The organism is Nonomuraea montanisoli (assembly GCF_013363975.1).
GTDB lineage: Bacteria > Actinomycetota > Actinomycetes > Streptosporangiales > Streptosporangiaceae > Nonomuraea > Nonomuraea montanisoli.
This window is the reverse complement of the sequence record NZ_JABWGN010000020.1, coordinates 144,972-161,789: the sequence shown is the minus strand read 5'-3', so window position 1 is coordinate 161,789 and position 16,818 is coordinate 144,972. Positions and strand designations below refer to the sequence as shown.

Genomic DNA, 16,818 nt, shown 5'->3' with positions numbered 1-16,818 from the left:
GGGTTGTCAGGACAACCGGGCCACTCCTGTGACCCGCTGCCGGGGTCGTCAGGACAGTCCGGCCACTCCCGTGATGCGGTGCAGGGCGAAGCGGTGCACGGCCGCCCTGGTCTCGTCGTACGCGGTCAGGTACCCGCCCTCCATCCGGGCGGGTTCGAGGATGCGGGAGGTGGCGTTGCCCTGGGAGTCGAGGTAGCCGATCCACACCCGCTCGCCCTGCTTGATGGCGTCCTGGAGGGCGGTGATGGTGCTCGTCGCCGGCCCGCGCGGGATCGTGCCGCCCGGCGCGGCGACCGGTTCGCGGCGGGTCAGGTGCGCGGCGTCGCCGGCCCGCAGCGCGCGGACGGCCGCCGCCGCCACCTCGGCGTCCAGCCCGTTGGAGGCGGGCACGGACCGGGTCTGCGCCGGGCCCTCCGAGCGCCGCCCGTCCAGCCGGGAGACGATCACGTCGCCGTCGAGCGACTCGGCGACGGGCGCGTACCCCATGGCGCGCAGCGAGTCGATCAGCGCGGCCCGCGAGGTGCGCGAGGCGATGACGGTCGGCGCGAGCCGGCGAAGTCGCAGCGAGGCGGAGCGGCGGTCGGCGATGATCTGGTCGAGCAGCGCCGGGTCGTCGCAGCGGACGTACGCGCTGGCCGAGCCGACCCGGATGCGGCCGTGGCGCCGCGCCACGTCGGCGACCAGGTACGACAGCGCCTGCGGCATCGGTGTCGCGGAGTGGTGCTCCAGGGCGGCCAGCAGCTCGTCGGCGCCCTGCCCGGCGTCGAGTGCGCGCCGGACCGACGCGTCGCTGAACCGGTAGACGGTCGCCCCACCCTTGGACTCGACGTCGGCGGCGAGCGTCATCCAGCGGTTGAGCTCGCTGGTCAGCGGGCCAGGGGCGACGGCGGTGAGGTCGGCCTGGAGCAGGACGTGGTCGACGGGCTCGGGCAGCAGCGGCGCGAGCACGGCCGCGGGATCGCCGGCCGCCGCGGCCTTCGCCGCCGCGCCCTTCGTCCCCTTCGCGCCCGACGCCTTCCCCGCGCGGGACCCCGTGGCGGTCCCCGCGCCCTCCGCGGGTCCCGGGCCGATCCCCGCGCCCATCATCAGGGCGCGCCCGTGTCCGGACAGCACGCCGAGACCGGTCACACCCACCTGCTCGGCCTCACGCAGCGCGAACTCCACGAGCTGCTCCCGCAGCGGCCCCCTGCGGCGCGGCTGCTCCCAGGCCATCCGGTCGAGCACCGACGCGCGGGACGGCGCGAGGCCGGGCGCCGAGGCGAGCACGCCCAGCGCCGCCGTCCGCACCACCGGCGCGGCCGTCCTGCGCAGGTCGGGGTGCAGCGCGTTGAGCGGCCGGTCTCGTTCATCCCGCTCACCGACCAGGCCGGGGACCCGGTCCATGTGCAGCCAGGTGAGCGCGAGCGTCACCCACCGGTCGGCCGTCGAGCGGACCCGCCACAGGTCGTAACCGGTGGTCGGCAGCCACTCGCCGTCCACGCCGCCGCCCTGGGCGACGAGCCCGGCCGCGTGCGCCACCTCCACGGCCAGCGCCGCCGCCCACTCGGGCACGTCCAGCTCGGTCGTGACGCGCTTCATGTCGCGCACGCCGAGCCCGCCGGTGCGCAGGACGCCGGGCGGCTCGAAGCTCCAGCGCTCGCACAGCTCCTCGACCACCCGCACGAACGCGAACGCCTGGCCGGCCGCGGTGCGGTCGGCCAGCTCCTGTTCGCGTGCCGTCCCCTCCAGGGCGGGCGGCGCGGCCAGCAGGTCGCGGTGGACGCGGCCGCCGCGCAGGTGCAGGCCGACCTCGCGGGGCAGCGTCACGCTCTCCTCGCCGGTGGCGGCCAGCAGACCGCGGGCGAGCAGTTGCTCGATGGGGGAGCGGGCCGATCCGACGCGCACCTCGCGGCGGGCGTTGGGCACCCGGCCCGTCGCCGGGCCCCAGGCGAGCTGGTCGAGCGCCGCCCTGGCCTCGCCGGAGACCTCCTCCAGGAGCTTGGCGGGCTCGGCGAGGGCCGCGGCCAGCCGCTCCTTGCCCGTGCCGGTGGTGCCGGGCGCGATGTCGTCGGCCATCTCGTCGAGCTGCTCGGGCGGGTGGTGCCGGAAGACCTCGGCGACGGGCGGTCCGAGCCCGGCCGGGTCGTCGAGCGCCTTGCGCACCCCGGGGGCCAGGTCGAGCGCGTCGTCGGGGCCGTACACGAGGGCGAGGTCGCGCAGCCGGTCGAGCGCGGCGCCGAGCGCCGGCTCGGGCTCACCGGCGGCGAGCGCGCGTGCGACCAGGTCGGCCAGCGTCTCGCGCGGCGCGGGACCGTCCTGTACGGCCAGCGTCTCGACGACGGCCAGGGTGAAGCGGTCGAGCCGGTCGAGGGCCCTGCCGATCGCCGACGGGCTGCCGGCCCGCGCGGCCAGGCCCTCCAGGTGCGCGGGGACCGGAGTGATCAGCTCGGGGCGCGCGGACACGAGCGCCCGTAGCTGCTCGTCGCTGCGGGCCCTGATCCACTCGGTGAACTCCATCGATGCCATGGTATGTCCACCAGATCGCGTCACCACGGCCGCGCACGTGGCCGCGCGGGTCCAGCGGGGTCGGCGGGTCAGGGGAGCCGGGTGGCCGCGTGCCTCCGTGGGGCCGGCGTGCCGGGGAGTCCGAGGGGCCGCGCGGGTCAGCGGCGCCGTGCCGGGGTGGGCAGCAGGCCGAGCGCGAGGCGCACCCAGGCCGCGACGAACCGGTCCTTGTCGGCGTGCCCCGGCGCGTCGCCGACCGTCTCCTGGAACATCCGGTAGTGGACCACGGCGCCGCCGAGCACGGCCGCGATGCCGCTCCAGTCGACGTCGGCGTCGCGGTACTCCGGCTGCGTGGAGAACCACGTGGTGATGGCGTCGAACATGGGCTGGAGCAGCCCCTCCCGCACCACCGCCACCAGCTCCGGGAACTGGCTGAGGTCGCGGAAGAACACCCGGGTCAGCTCGGACTCCTCGCGCACCTTCGCCAGACCGGCGCGGCACAGCCGGGTCAGCCGCGCCTCCAGCTCGACGGAGCCCTCCATGTCGCCCAGCTCGGCCAGGCTGTCGGCGACCTGGGTGCGGGTGCGCGCGGCGTGCTCGTTGATGGCCGCGGCCAGCACCTCGTACTTGGACCTGAAGTGGCGGTAGAGCCCGCCCGCGCCGGGGGACAGCCCCGAGGCGGCCTCGATCTCGGCCACCGACGTGGCGGCGTAACCGCGTTCGGCGAACAGGCGCAGCGCCTCGTCGATGATCCGCTCGCGCGTGCTCACGGCGGGGCGCCCCCCGCCGGTCCTGGCGGGCCCGCTCCCGGCCGCGGCGGCTGGCGATCTGGTCATGTCCTCGGTGACACCTCCGTGAGGAGCGTAGCCGTCACAGCCTGTCGCGGCCGGAGTGGTCGTGCGGTCGCGGGCCGCGAGGCGGTTCCCCCGGCGTCCGTACGCGGTTGTCGCCCGATAAGTCAATGGCGTTTCCGCCCATTCCCACCGTGGCACAACAAGGCCGGTTATGGGTAACTCTGCGGTGTTTGACATCCTGCAGCGTGTGATGACTTCCGTAGGTTTCGATCTGGATCTGACTTTGGCGGATACGCGTTCCGGTATCGCGGCCGTCTACGACGAGGTGTCGGCGCGGGTGGGCGTGCCCATCGACAGCGGCGCCGTCGTCACCCGGCTCGGGCCGCCGCTGGAGACGGAGCTGGCCAACTGGTTCCCGGCCGAGGAGATCCCGGCGGTGGTGGCGTTGTTCCGGGAGATCTATCCGCGGGTGGCCGTCCCCATGACCACGTCGATGGCCGGTGCGCGGGAGGCGATCGCGGCCGTACGGGCCCGTGGCGGCCGGGTCATCGTCGTGACCGGCAAGAACGTCCACGACGCGGTGCGCACGGTGAACTCCCTCGGGTTCGAGGTGGACGAGGTCGTCGGATCGTTGTTCGGAGCGGCCAAGGGAACGGCTCTCGCGCGCTTCGGCGCCGCCGCCTATGTTGGTGACCATGTCGCCGACATCGAGGCGGCGCGGGCGGGCGGCGCCGTCAGCGTGACGGTGGCGACCGGCCCCTACACGGTGGAGGAGCTGCGTGATCACGGAGCCGATGTGGCGCTCGGAGACCTGACCGAATTCGCCGCCTGGTTCGCGGGCTGGCGTCCCCACGACGAACTCGTGTAATTGCTCCGTAATTACCCGGTCGCTCTGGCGCGCTCCGGGGCATAACCTACATCCATTCATCCTTTACGACGGTTCGAACGAGGTCCCTCCTGTGCCGAGTGGCAAGGTCAAGTGGTACGACGCCGACAAGGGGTTCGGCTTCCTCACCCGTGACGACGGCGGTGAGGTGTTCGTGCATTCCTCCGCGCTGCCCCCCGGCGCCGGGCCGCTCAAGCCCGGCCAGAAGGTGGAGTTCGGCGTGGCGGAGGGCCGGCGCGGTCAACAGGCACTGTCCGTCAGGATCCTCGAACAGCCACCGACGCTCGCGAAGGTCAAGCCCAAGGGCAAGCGGAAGAAGCCGGACGAGATGGTGGTCATCGTCGAGGACCTGATCAAGCTCCTCGACGGCGTCTCGACGTCGTACCAGCGGGGCAAGCACCCCGACGCGGCCCACGCCAAGAAGATCGCGCAGGTGCTGCGCGCGGTGGCCGACGACCTCGACGCCTGATCCCGGAAGGGCTTCCCGGGGCGGCGCCCTCGCCCGGGCGTCATCCGTGGGGGTTGGTCAGCGGTTTGGTGCGCTCCAGGGTCGTGTCCAGGTCGTCGGAGTGCCGGCCGTTCGCCGACCGCGGTCGGCGGCGCTCCTCCGGCGTGCCGCTGTGCTCGTGGACCGGTCCGGCGTGGCCATCGGGCTCGTACGCCGGATCGGGCTCGTGGACCGTTGCGGCGTGGTCGCCGGGCTCGTGGGCCGGATCGGCGTGGTCGTCCGGCCCGCCGGCGCGAGCCTCGAACCGCTCGTCCACGGCGCGGATCCGGCGGCGCCGCCGTACGGCCAGCCAGACGAGCGTGGCGGTCAGCGCCGCCCCCAGCGTGGCGAACCCCGCCACGCTGCTCTCCGACAGCGACAGCAGCAGCCCGACCAGCCCGCCGAACACCCACGCGAGCTGGAGCAGCGCCTCGACCACGCCGAACGTGGACGAGCGCACCTCCTCGCCGATCTCCCGCTGCACGATCGCGTCGAGCGCCAGCTTGCCCAGCTCCTGGGCGAACCCGGTGACCAGCGAGATCGCCACGGCGGTCCACAGCCCGAACAGGGCGGCGCTCACGATCGTGGTGACGCAGGTGACGGCCAGCGTGATGAGCACGATGACCTGCGGCGCCCGCCGCCGCGCCCAGTTCGCGGCCACCGCGCCGAGCAGGCCGCCGAGCCCGGCCGCCAGCGCGAGCAGCGCGATCGTCTTCGGCACGTCGAAGAACGGCTGACGCTCGGCCAGCCACGGCACGCCGCCGTCCTGGACGAGGAAGAGCAGGAAGAACAGCAGGAAGCCGGAGAACAGGCGGATCGCCACGTTCGCCCAGACCGCCTCGGCCACGGCCGGTCCGACCTGGAGCAGCGTGCGCCACTTCGGCGGGCCGCCCGGCTCGCCGTCCGCCTCCTCCAGGTCCGGCGAGTCGACGTGGCGCGGCAGCCGTACGGCCGAGACGCCCGCGAGCAGGAACACCACCATCGCCACGCGCAGCACGGCCGCGCTGCCCAGCCAGGCGGACAGCCCCGCGGCGACGGGCACCACCGCGCCCGCCGAGACCAGCGAGAACAGCGCGACCCGGGCGTTGGCCGACACCAGCGTGATGTCGGCGGGCAGCACGCTCGGCATGATCGCCGCCCGGGACACGTTGTACGCCTTGGACAGCACGAGGACCCCGAGCGCCCCGCCGAACAGCGTCACCACGTCGCCCGGCCCCACGGCGGCCGCCATCGCGAAGCACAGCAGCCCCCGGCCGAACAGCGTGCCGGCCATGACGTAGCGGCGGCCCGACCGGAACCGGTCGAGGATGGGCCCCACGAACGGCGCGAGCAGGGCGAACGGCAGCATCGTGATGAGCAGGTACAGCGCCACGGGCCCGCGCGCCTCGCCCACCGGCACCCCGAAGAACACCGTGCTGGCCAGCGCCACCGTGACCAGCGCGTCGCCCGCGCCGTGCCCGGCGGTCAGCTCGATCAGCCGGCCGAGCCCCGTGCGGCCCGCGCCGCCCGCGTGGGTCAGGCGCCTCGTGGCCCGTCCGGCCCCGCGCACGCCGCCGGCGGCGGCCAGGCCGGTGAACCTGACGCCGCGTCCGGTGGCCCGGGCGGCTCTGGCGGTGCCGGAGGCGGTGGCCCGACCGGCGCGCGCGGTAGCGCGGCCCGCGCCGGCCAGCCCGCGGCCGACGCGCCGCGAGACCCGCCGCGCCCTGTCCCAGCCACCCTCCACGGTTACCAGTCATACCCGATGGACGTCGGCTGCCGGGCGATCACGGTTCACCGTTGGGTCTTCCGGATGTATCGACATCTTTTGCCGAATTGCGCGCATGGCCCGTACAGGAGCCGGGTCGGCCCGCCGTGAGGCGGGCTGACGCGGGGGAGATCCGCACAGTCGGCACCTTCAGGTCCGGTCATGGGTGAGAATGAGGTGTGAGCGAACAGCACCTTTCGGCGGAGGCGGTCCGATGAGCCGCACCCGGACTCGCGTCTCCGCCCCCGACCAGGCCTGCGTCGCCGCGGTCGACCTGGCTCGCGCCGCAGCGGAGGAACTCGCGCGACCCGGCGAGCCGGGCGAGCACCTCGGCTTCGAGGCCGAGGGCGACCGGGTCGTCACTCACTACTTCGCCTGCCTCGACCGCGCCTATCGCGGCTGGCGCTGGGCGGTCACCGTCACCCGCGCCTCCCGCGCGAAGAAGGTCACGGTGAGCGAGGCCGTCCTGCTGCCCGGCTCCGGGGCCCTGCTGGCGCCCGACTGGCTGCCGTGGAACGAGCGCCTGCTCCCCGGCGACCTCGGCGTGGGCGACCTGCTGCCGACCCCCGAGGACGACGACCGGCTGGAGCCGGGTTTCGCCGAGACCGATGACGACGTCGACCGCCAGATGGTTTTCGAGTACGGCCTGGGCCGGGCACGTGTGCTCTCGGCCATCGGCAGGGACCGGGCTGCCAGGCGCTGGCACTCGGGCGAGCACGGGCCGCACACTCCGATCGCACACGCCGCTCCCGCGCAGTGCTCCACCTGCGGCTTCTACTGGCTGCTCGCGGGTGGGCTCCGGCACATGTTCGGGGTCTGCGCGAATGAGTACGCCCCCGACGACGGCAAGGTGGTGGCCGCCGACCACGGGTGCGGGGCCCACTCCGAGGCGGCGGTCATGCCGCCGCCGGTCGAGCAGGCCACCCCGATCCTCGACGACCTCGGGTACGACCTGATCGAGGAGGAGCAGGGCGAGGAGGACGACGGCTCGGTGGACGAGCCGGTCGCCGAGGAGCCGGAACACTCCTGAGCCGCCGCGGCGGCTCCGGTCCCGTGATCGTCCACGGGACCGGGAGTGTCGGTGAGGGCCGCTAACCTACGGTGGCCCCCTACTCCCAACCAGGATCGTGATCCATGACCGACACCTTCGGCACCGACCGGATGCGGGCCGCCGTGCTCGCCGCCTGGACGGCCTCGCCCGCCCGCTTCCGCGAGGACGCCAACGCCGAGGAGGACTTCGCCCTCGGCGGCTACCGCGACCGGCTGATCGTCGAGCTCGCCCAGAACGCCGCCGACGCGGCCCTGCGCGCCGGCGTGCCGGGGGTGCTCCGGCTGACCCTGCGCGACGGCGTGCTGACCGCCGCCAACACCGGCGCCCCGCTCGACGCGACCGGCGTGGAGAGCCTGTCCACGCTGCGGGTCTCCGGCAAGCGGGGCGAGACGGGCACCGCGGGCCGGTTCGGCGTCGGGTTCGCCGCGGTGGTGTCGGTGTGCGACGAGCCGTCCGTCGGCTCCCGCGGGGCGGACTCCGTCCGCTGGTCGCGGGCGGAGACGGCCGCTCTGGTGTCCGGCACGCCCGCGCTGGCCGGCGAGCTGGCCTCGCGCTCCGGCCACGTGCCCCTGCTGCGCCTGCCGTTCGCCGCCGATCCGCTGGAGGTGCCGGAGGGGTTCGACACGCTCGTCCGCCTCCCGCTGCGCGACGAGGCGGCCGTGGCGGCCGTACGGCGCATGCTGGAGGAGACCAGCCCGGCGCTGCCGCTGGGCATGCCCGCGCTGACCGCCATCGAGATCGACGTCGAGGGCGTGACCCGTACGGTGGCCGCCGGCGGATGGCACGTGGTGTCCGACGCGGGCGACTTCGGGCCCGAGCAGGTGGCCGAGCTGTTCGCCGACCGGCCCACCGAGGAGCGCGCCCGGCCGTACTGGTCGGTCCGCTGGGCCGTGCCCGTGGCGGCCCCGGACGGCGCGGAGGCCGGGTCGGGTGCTTCGGAGGCCGGGTCGGGTGCCGGCGGCGGTTCGGTGGCCGAGACCGGGCCGGGTGGCGTCGGGGAGCCGAGGCCGCTGCCCGGCAGCGTGCCGCCCGTGGTCCACGCGCCGACGCCCAGCGACGAGCCGCTCGACCTGCCGGCGCTGCTCATCGCCTCGTTCCCGATGGCCACCGACCGGCGCCACGTCGCCAAGGGGCCGCTGACCGACTTCCTGGTCGAGCGGGCCGCCGACGCCTACGTCCGGCTGCTGCGGGAGCTGCCGCGCACGCCCGCGCTGCTCGACCTCGTGCCCGCGCTCATGGGCAAGGGCGAGCTCGACGCCCGCATCCGCCGGGCCATCCTGCGCAGGCTGCCCGGCACGCCGCTGCTGCCCGCCCTGTCCGCGCCCGCGCCCGCCGTGCAGACGCCGTCGTTCGCCGACGCCGAGGTCTACGAGCCCGACGCCGAGTGGCGGGTCGAGCACCCGGCGCCGGAGCGCCAGGGCGACGGCTGGGTGGTCGCCGGCCGCGAGGCGGCCGTGGTCGCGGGCTCCGGCGAGCTGCTGGCGGCCGTCGCCGACTTCGTGCCCGGCCTGCTGCCCGCGGGCTGGCCCGCCCGGCACCCGGCCATGGCCTCGCTCGGCGTGCGCCGGGTGGAGCTGGCCGAGGTGGTCGACCTGCTGTCGGGCGAGGCCGTGGAGGGGCGCGAGCCGTCGTGGTGGCGCTCGCTGTACGACGTGCTGCCCGCCGACGACCCCGAGTCGCTCGGCGCGCTGCCGGTGCCGCTGGCCGACGGCCGCCTGGTGCGCGGCCCGCGCGGCACCCTCGTCCTCGACCTCGGCGGTTCGGGCGCGGGGCTGGACCTGACGCCGCTGGGCCTGCGCATCGTCCACCCCGACGCCGCGCACCCCGCGCTGCTGCGGCTCGGCGCGGCCGAGGCCACGCCGCGCACGATCCTGGACGACCCGCTCACCAGGGAGGCCGTCTCCCAGTCGCTCGACAGCCCCGACCCCGAGCCCGTGGCCCGGGCGGTGCTGTCGCTCGTCGAGGCGGGCGGCCTGGCGCCCGGCGAGGCCCCGTGGCTGGCCGAGCTGGCGCTGCCCGCCACCGACGGCGAGCTGTACCCCGCGGGCGAGCTCATGCTGGCCGACGGGGCGCTGGCCCGGCTCGTCGAGCCCGGCGGGCACCTCGGCGTGGCCGCCGCCGAGCTGGAGGAGACCTACGGCGCGCGCGTGCTGGCCGCCGCCGGGGTGCTCGACGGGTTCGCCGTGGTCCACGACGCCGACGTGCTGCTCGACCACGACGACTGCGACCACGACCTCGACGGCGAGGACGACTGGCTCGACCACGTCCTCGACCTGCTGCCCGACCTCGACGTGCCGCCGGTCGTGCCGGAGTTCACGGCGGTGCGCGACCTGGAGCTGGTCGCCGACTGGCAGGCCGCGCTGGCGCTGCTGGCCAGGCCGCCGCTGCGGGCCGCGCTCCACCCGCTGCGCGTCGAGGGCGTCGAGGTGCCGTCCTACACGGCGTGGTGGCTGTCCCACCATCCCGTACTGGACGGGCGGCGGCCGCGCGAGCTGCGGCTGCCCGGTGCCGACCCGCTGCTCCAGGGCCTGTACGCCGACGCGCCGGCCGGGCTCGACGAGGGCGCGCTGGCCATGCTCGGGGTGCGCACCACGCTCGCCGAGCTGCTCGCCTCCCACGGCGGCCCGGAGGAGCTGCTCGACCTGATGGCCGACGCGTCCGTCGAGGTCGACCGGGCCCAGTTGCGGGCGCTGTGGATGGCCCTGGCGACGGTCGACCCGGCGCGGGTCGCGCCGCCGTCGCGGGTGCGGGCGGTGCTGCGCGGCGACATCGTGGTGGCCGCCGCTGACGACGCCGTGGTGGTGGAGGCGCCCGACCTGCTCCAGCTCGTCACCGACCGTCCCCTGGTGCTGGCCCCGTACGACCTGGCCGAGTCGCTGTCGGAGCTGCTCGACCTGCCGCTCGCGGGCGAGCTCACCAGCGGGGAGGTCACCTCCGAGGGCGAGATCCGCCCGGTGCCGCCCGAGGTGCGCTCCCTGCTGCCCACGGCGCCCGGCACGTACGTCGAGCACGAGAAGCTGCTGGTCGACGGGATGGCCTGCACGTGGCGCTACTACGAGGGCATGGTCCACTGCACCGGGGTCGAGGGGCTCGCGCGCGGGCTGGCCTGGGCGACGGGGCAGTGGAACGACCGGCTCGCGGTCGCCGCCCTCCTGCGCGACCCGTCCGCCGTCCCCCTCCTGCTCGCCGAGGCCGACCTGTCCTGAGTGTGGAAGCCGGCGCTGTACACCAGCGGCGTCGACGAGCATCGGCCGGCGAGTCGCGGCATGCGCGCTCACCGGCCGATGCGTGGACCAAGGAGGTCAGGCGGCGGGGCAGCTCGTGTCGCGGGGCGGGAGCTTGCCCGTCAGCAGGTACGTGTTGACGTGCTGCGCGACGCAGGCGCTGCCGCTGAGGTAGGCGCCGTGCCCCTCGCCCTCGTACGTGAGCAGCGAGCCCGTCCTGAGCCGCGCCGTCAGGCTCACCGCCCACCGGTACGGCGTGGCCGGGTCGCCCTTGGCGCCCACCACCATGATGGGCGCCGAGCCCGTGGCGTCGATCCGCTTGGCCGCGTTGTCCCCCGGCACCGGCCAGTGGGCGCACGGCGGGACCGTGCCGTTCGTGGCCAGGACGGGGAAGATCTTCTTGATCTTGCGGTTGATCGCGGCGGCCTGGGCGGGGGTGGGCCGCTCGGACGTGTCCGCGCAGGTGATCGCCTGCATGCTGGTGAGCATCGTGGCGTACGTGCCGTCGGCGCGGCGTCCGGTGTAGGTGTCGGCCAGGGCGAGGAGCATGGCGCCGTCGCCCTTCACGGCGGCGGCGACGGCCTGCTCCAGCGCCGGCCACGTGGCCTTGGCGTACAGCGGGGTGATGACGCCGAGCTGGCCCAGCGCGTGCGTGAGCGTGCGCTTGCCGACCTTGAGCGGCTTGTCCCGCAGGCCGTCCACGAACGTCTCGACGGTCTTCTTCACCGCCGCGGGGTCCTGGCCGAGGTCGCAGCCCTTGGCGACGCAGTCCTCGGCGAAGGCGGCGAAGGACGTCGCGAACCCGGTCGCCTGGATGACGGCCCGGTCGGCGAAGGTGCCGCTGGGGTCGTAGGCGGCGTCCAGGACGATCCGGCCGGTGTTCTTGGGGAAGTGGGTGGCGTAGACGGCGCCGAGCTGCGTGCCGTACGACAGGCCGAAGTAGTTGAGCTTGGCGTCGCCGAGCGCGGCGCGGATCCGGTCCATGTCCCGGGCGGCGTCGACCGTGCCGACGTGCGGCAGCACCTTGCCCGAGTCCTTCCGGCACGCGGCCACGAACCTCCGGACCGCCTTGTCGCCGCCCGCGCCGTCGGTGGCGTTGAGGATGGCCTCGACGTCGCCGCCGCAGCGGACGCCGGCGCTGCGCTCGACGCCGCGCGGGTCGAAGCTGACCAGGTCGTAGCGGGTGCCGAGGGCGGCGAACGCGCGGGCGGCCATGGCCAGCGTGTCGACGCCGGAGCCGCCGGGGCCGCCGAAGTTGAAGACGAGGGAGCCGAGCCGGTCGCCGGTGGCCTTGACCCTGATCAGCGCGAGGTCGATCCGCCGGCCGCCGGGCCTGGAGTAGTCGAGGGGCACGGCGAGCGTGCCGCACTGGAGGGTCGGGTCGGGGGCGGCGGGCTTGCCGTCGGGGCCCGTGAGGCCGGTGCAGGTCTTCCAGGCGATCGCAGCGCTTCCCAGCGCGGCCCCCGCGGTCCCTGCCGCGCCCGTCGCGGCGTTGGTCCGCGCGGTGGTCCGCGCGTCGGTCTTCGCGGTGGTCGAGCCGGTGGCGGCGCCGGTCGGGCCCGCGCATCCGGCGAGGGCGGTCAGGCAGAGGGCGGAAACGAGGGCGGTCTTCTTCATGCCCATCAGCATGGTCTTGTCGATCTCGCCCAGGTAGTGCCCAGAAACAGCTCTTCGGGGTGACTTCGGAGACGGCCGGGACATGACGAATGTCAGCCCCGACAGCCGCGGATGTCAGCTCCGGGAGGCCCGCCGGTGGACGTACCAGAGCCCCATCAGGCCGAGGACGACGCCGGCGACGCACGTCCAGACCCACCACATGTGGGCCGGGTCGGGTCGCAGCACGAGGAGGACGACGAGCGCCAGCGCCCACAGGCCGGTGCCCACGGCGACGGTCGCGGTGTCGTTGGTCTCGATCGGCTCGGGGTCGGGGTGCCACTCCTGCTTCACGTGTCCAGCCTAGCTTCCAATCCGGTCTCGATCCGATCACCAGCACTTTTACCGGAACGCGACTGCTGTCACTCTTCGCGCGTGAGTGACAGAACTACCGCTATTGACAGATTCTTCGCAATCTCCGCACGGGGCTCGACGGTCTCCCGGGAGATCCGCGGCGGCCTGGCCACCTTCTTCACGATGGCCTACATCGTCGTACTGAACCCGATCATCATCGCCAACGGCCAGGACGTCGAGAAGCAGTTCATCGGCGACGGGTCGGCGCCGAACGTGGCGCTCGTCGCGGCCGGGACGGCGTTCGTCGCGGGCATCATGACGATCCTCATGGGCGTCGTGGGCCGCGTGCCGTTCGCCATGGCGGCCGGGCTCGGGCTGAACACCTTCGTCACCTTCAACATCGCCAAGGTGATGAGCTGGGAGGAGGCCATGGGCCTGGTCTTCCTCGAAGGCGTCATCATCGCCGTGCTCGTGCTGACCGGCTTCCGGGTGGCCGTCTTCAACGCGATCCCGGCCCAGCTCAAGACGGCCATCAGTGTGGGCATCGGCCTGTTCATCGCGTTGATCGGCTTCGTGGACGCGGGCTTCGTGCGCCGGGTCGCCGCCGGACCGCCGCTGGAGATGGGCATCGGCGGCGCGCTCACGTCGTGGCCGATCCTCGTGTTCGTGGTGGGCCTGCTCGCGACGGCGGCGCTGGTGGCCCGCAAGGTCAAGGGCGCGATCCTCATCGGCATCGTCGGCACCACCGTGCTGGCCGTGATCGTGGAGGCGCTGGCCAAGACAGGGCCGGCGTCGGCCGAGAACCCGGGCGGCTGGCAGCTCAACGTGCCCGCCATGCCCAAGCAGATCTTCGACTTCCACAACCCGCTCACGCTCTTCACCGAGTTCGACCCGTTCGGCGCGTTCAGCCGCGTCTCGGCGCTGCTCGTGGCGCTGCTCGTCTTCACCCTGCTCATCACCGACTTCTTCGACACGATGGGCACGATGGTCGGCGTGGGCCGGCAGGCCGGCCTGGTCGGCGAGGACGGCGTGCTGCCCCGCACCCGCGAGATCCTGCTCGTCGACTCGCTCGGCGCGGCGGCGGGCGGCGCCGGCTCGGTGTCGTCCAACACCACCTACATCGAGTCGGCCGCGGGCGTCGGCGAGGGCGCCCGGACCGGCCTGGCCAGCGTCGTCACCGGACTGCTGTTCCTGGTGGCGATCTTCTTCGCCCCGCTCGTCGAGGTCGTCCCCTACGAGGCCGCCACCCCCGCCCTGGTCGTGGTGGGCTTCCTCATGATGACGTCGGTGCGCGAGATCGACTTCTCCGACTACGAGGTGGCCATCCCCGCCTTCCTCACGATCGTCGTCATGCCGTTCACGTACTCGATCTCGAACGGCGTCGGCGCGGGCTTCATCAGCTACGTGCTGATCAAGGTCGTGCGGGGCAAGGCCGGGGAGATCCACCCCCTCATGTGGGTCGTGTCGGGCATGTTCGTGCTCTACTTCGCGCTCGGCCCGATCCGGGCGCTGCTCGGAGTCTGAGCACGTACCATTTGCCGAGCTGACCAGCCATGAGGCCGCCCCTCGCAAGGGGGGCGGCCTCGGTGTATCAAGGGGTGAGACGACTCGTGAGTTGGGGAAATATCTTGGTTTGCCCTATAGTTAGCAAAGGTAATGAGACGTGGTAACCAAAACCCAGCAGCAAGCAGATCTACGCAGCGACGCGGGCTTGGCATCGGCCCTGCGCGTGTCGCTCGCTCGACTGACCCGACGACTGCGCCGGCAAGCGGCGGCGCACACCCTGACACCCACCCAGTTCGCGACCCTCGCCGCCGTGGAGCGACACTCTGGGATCACGCCCGGCGAGCTCGCCGAGCTGGAGAAGGTCCAGCCGCCCTCGATGACGCGCGTGATCGCCGCGCTAGAGGAACGCGGGCTGGTCTCGCGCACGCCGCACCCGACCGACCGGCGCCAGGTGACCGTGACCGTGACCGAACCCGCCCAGAAGCTGCTGAAGGAGGAGCGACGCCGCAAGGAGGCGTGGCTGACGCAGCGGCTGAAGGAGCTGACCCCCGAGGAGCGGTCGATTCTCCGGCAGGCGGCGCCGATCCTGGAGAAGCTCAGCAGGATATAGAGCCTGAACAACCCGGGACCGGGATGTTCCGGTCGCTCAGGATTCGCAACTACCGCATGTTCGTGGCCGGTGGCGCCGTCTCCAACGTCGGCGGCTGGCTGCAGCGCACGGCCCAGGACTGGCTGGTCCTGGAGCTCACCCACGGCAGCGCGGCGGCGCTGGGAACGGCGACCGCCCTGCAGTTCCTCCCCATGCTCTTCTTCGGCCTCTTCGGCGGCGTGCTGGCCGACCGCTACCCCAAGCGGCCCATCCTCATCGTCGCGCAGTCGCTGATGGCCCTGCTCGCGCTCACCCTCGGCCTGCTCACGGTGACGGGCTCCGCCGAGGTGTGGCACGTGTACGTGATGGCGTTCACGCTCGGCGTGATCTCCTGCGTGGAGGTGCCGACCCGGCAGGCGTTCGTCGTCGAGATGGTCGGCCGGCGCGACCTGTCCAACGCGATCGCGCTCAACAGCTCATCCTTCAACCTGGCCCGCGTGGTCGGCCCGGCCATCGCCGGTGTGCTGATCTTCGTGCTGGGCGGCACGGGTCCGCTGTTCCTCATCAACGGGCTGACCTTCGCCGGCGTGATCTCCAGCCTGGTCTTCATGCGCAAGTCGGAGCTGCACCTGTCCGAGCCGGTGCCGAGGGCCAAGGGCCAGCTCCGCGAGGGGCTGCGGTACGTGATGGAGCGCGAGGAGCTCCTCATGCCGGTGCTGCTGATCGGGTTCGTGTCGATGTTCTCGCAGGCGTTCTCGATGTCGATCGCGCTCATGGCGCGCGAGGTCTTCTCGGCGGGGGCGTCCTCGTTCGGCCTGGCGTCCAGCATGTTCGCGGTCGGCGCGCTCGGCGGCGCGCTGCTCGCGGCCCGGCGGTCACGGCCGTCGCGCAAGGTGCTGATGGCGGGCGCGATCGGGTTCGGCCTGTTCCAGGTCGCCACCGGGCTCGCGCCGTTCTACCCGCTGTACCTGCTGCTGCTCGTCCCGACGGGCGTCGCGCTCATCACGGTCAACACGGCCGCCAACGCCAGCGTCCAGCTCGCCTCCTCGCCCGAGATGCGCGGCCGGGTCATGGGCATCTACATGCTGGTCTTCACCGGCGGCGCGCCGCTCGGCGCCACGCTGGTCGGCTGGCTGTCCGACCTCGGCGGCCCCCGGGCCGGCGTGATGCTCTCCGGTGTGCTCGCGCTCGCGGGCACCGGCCTGGCGCTGCTGGCGACGCGGCTGATCGGGGCCCGGGTGCGCCGGACGGTGCCGGCCACCGCCTGAGCGCCCCCCGTATCGAGCCGGCTCCGGGGCGGAGCCGGCTCGGGGGACGATGGGCTCGGGGAGAACCGGCTCGGGGCAGAATCGGATGGCATGAGGCTCTTCGCGGCCGTGGTGCCGCCCGCCGAGGCGCTCGACGAGCTCGAACGCGCCATCGCGCCGCACGTCGGCGAGGTGCCCGGGCTGCGCTGGCCGGACCGCGCCACCTGGCACATCACGCTGGGCTTCTTCGGCGAGGTGCCCGAGGCGGTCCTGCCCGAGCTGGAGACGCGCCTCGCCCGCGCCGTCCACCGCCACCACGCCCTGGACCTGACCTTCACCGGGTTCGGGGCGTTCTCGTCCGTACGGCGGGGCCGGGTGTTCTGGGCGGCCGTCTCCGGCGACCCCATGCACCGGCTGGCCGACTCGGTCCGGGCCGGCGCCCGCCGTGCCGGGGCGGGGCAGGTGGACGACAAGCGCTTCCACCCGCACCTCACGCTGGCCCGGTCGCGGGCCGAGACGGATCTCCGCCCGCTCGTCGAGTCGCTGTCGGGCTTCAGCGGCTCGCCCTGGCGGGCCGAGGCGGTCCGCCTGGTGCGCAGCCACACGGGGCCCCAGGTGAGGTACGAGTCACTGGGGGAGTGGGCGCTGGCACCCTCCAGGCCCGATTAGGCTCCAGAGCGTGGACCGTCCTCGTTCCTGGCTGCTGCCGACCGTGCTCGGCCTCCTGCTGCTGATCGTCGTCATCGGCGCCCTGCTCCGCTGACGCGCGCCTCCGTGGGGGCCGGTGTCTTCGTGCGGACCGGAGTCTTGGTGCTGACCGGTGTCTTCGTGCGGACCGTGCGCGGGGAGCGGCCCGCAG

13 protein-coding genes are annotated in these 16,818 nt (G+C 73.8%); 8 read left to right on the top strand and 5 right to left on the bottom strand.

What is annotated here, in order from left to right; translation table 11 throughout:
* Positions 1–48: 48 nt before the first annotated feature.
* Positions 49–2,496: a helicase C-terminal domain-containing protein gene (locus HTZ77_RS39520; RefSeq protein WP_175594885.1), complete on the bottom strand. Its 2,448-nt coding sequence runs from the start codon at positions 2,494–2,496 to the stop codon at positions 49–51.
* A gap of 146 nt (positions 2,497–2,642) precedes the next feature.
* The gene (locus HTZ77_RS39515) at positions 2,643–3,320 is read right to left on the bottom strand and encodes a TetR/AcrR family transcriptional regulator (protein WP_175594884.1); all 678 of its coding nucleotides are present in this window, start codon (positions 3,318–3,320) and stop codon (positions 2,643–2,645) included.
* Positions 3,321–3,489: 169 nt separating this feature from the next.
* Between HTZ77_RS39515 and HTZ77_RS39510 the strand changes: the two genes are divergently transcribed.
* Together HTZ77_RS39510 and HTZ77_RS39505 are read left to right on the top strand one after the other, a co-directional pair.
* On the top strand, positions 3,490–4,146 hold the full coding sequence (locus HTZ77_RS39510; protein WP_268960236.1) for an HAD family hydrolase: 657 nt from the start codon (positions 3,490–3,492) through the stop codon (positions 4,144–4,146).
* Between the two features lie 91 nt (positions 4,147–4,237).
* Complete coding sequence (locus tag HTZ77_RS39505; RefSeq protein ID WP_175594883.1) at positions 4,238–4,633, top strand: cold-shock protein; 396 nt, start codon at positions 4,238–4,240, stop codon at positions 4,631–4,633.
* A gap of 40 nt (positions 4,634–4,673) precedes the next feature.
* On the opposite strand, the gene HTZ77_RS39500 is transcribed toward HTZ77_RS39505, so the two are convergent.
* Positions 4,674–6,374: an MFS transporter gene (locus HTZ77_RS39500; protein WP_328809042.1), complete on the bottom strand. Its 1,701-nt coding sequence runs from the start codon at positions 6,372–6,374 to the stop codon at positions 4,674–4,676.
* Between the two features lie 235 nt (positions 6,375–6,609).
* Here HTZ77_RS39500 and HTZ77_RS39495 point away from each other — a divergent pair, with 235 nt between their 5' ends.
* On the top strand, positions 6,610–7,425 hold the full coding sequence (locus HTZ77_RS39495; RefSeq protein ID WP_175594882.1) for a DUF3027 domain-containing protein: 816 nt from the start codon (positions 6,610–6,612) through the stop codon (positions 7,423–7,425).
* Positions 7,426–7,529: 104 nt separating this feature from the next.
* Positions 7,530–10,652 carry a sacsin N-terminal ATP-binding-like domain-containing protein gene (locus tag HTZ77_RS39490; RefSeq protein WP_175594881.1) on the top strand — a complete coding sequence of 1,041 codons (3,123 nt, stop codon included), beginning with the start codon at positions 7,530–7,532 and terminating at the stop codon, positions 10,650–10,652.
* A gap of 96 nt (positions 10,653–10,748) precedes the next feature.
* Here the strand turns inward: HTZ77_RS39490 and HTZ77_RS39485 are convergent, their stop codons facing one another.
* Positions 10,749–12,287 (bottom strand): alpha/beta hydrolase, encoded by a 1,539-nt coding sequence (locus tag HTZ77_RS39485; protein WP_235995812.1) that lies wholly within the window; start codon positions 12,285–12,287, stop codon positions 10,749–10,751.
* Positions 12,288–12,401: 114 nt separating this feature from the next.
* Positions 12,402–12,617 (bottom strand): DUF2530 domain-containing protein, encoded by a 216-nt coding sequence (locus HTZ77_RS39480; protein WP_175594880.1) that lies wholly within the window; start codon positions 12,615–12,617, stop codon positions 12,402–12,404.
* A gap of 81 nt (positions 12,618–12,698) precedes the next feature.
* On the opposite strand from HTZ77_RS39480, the gene HTZ77_RS39475 reads away from it, so the two are divergent.
* The 4 genes from HTZ77_RS39475 (at position 12,699) to thpR (ending at position 16,628) form a co-directional block, all read left to right on the top strand.
* Positions 12,699–14,141, top strand: a complete 1,443-nt coding sequence (locus tag HTZ77_RS39475) for an NCS2 family permease (protein WP_328809041.1) — start codon at positions 12,699–12,701, stop codon at positions 14,139–14,141.
* Between the two features lie 199 nt (positions 14,142–14,340).
* Positions 14,341–14,733, top strand: coding sequence for a MarR family transcriptional regulator (locus HTZ77_RS39470; RefSeq protein ID WP_205304542.1), 393 nt, complete (start codon positions 14,341–14,343; stop codon positions 14,731–14,733).
* Between the two features lie 23 nt (positions 14,734–14,756).
* Positions 14,757–15,980 (top strand): MFS transporter, encoded by a 1,224-nt coding sequence (locus HTZ77_RS39465; protein WP_175594877.1) that lies wholly within the window; start codon positions 14,757–14,759, stop codon positions 15,978–15,980.
* 90 nt (positions 15,981–16,070) lie between these two features.
* Positions 16,071–16,628, top strand: coding sequence for an RNA 2',3'-cyclic phosphodiesterase (gene thpR, locus HTZ77_RS39460; RefSeq protein WP_175594876.1), 558 nt, complete (start codon positions 16,071–16,073; stop codon positions 16,626–16,628).
* Positions 16,629–16,818: the final 190 nt, after the last annotated feature.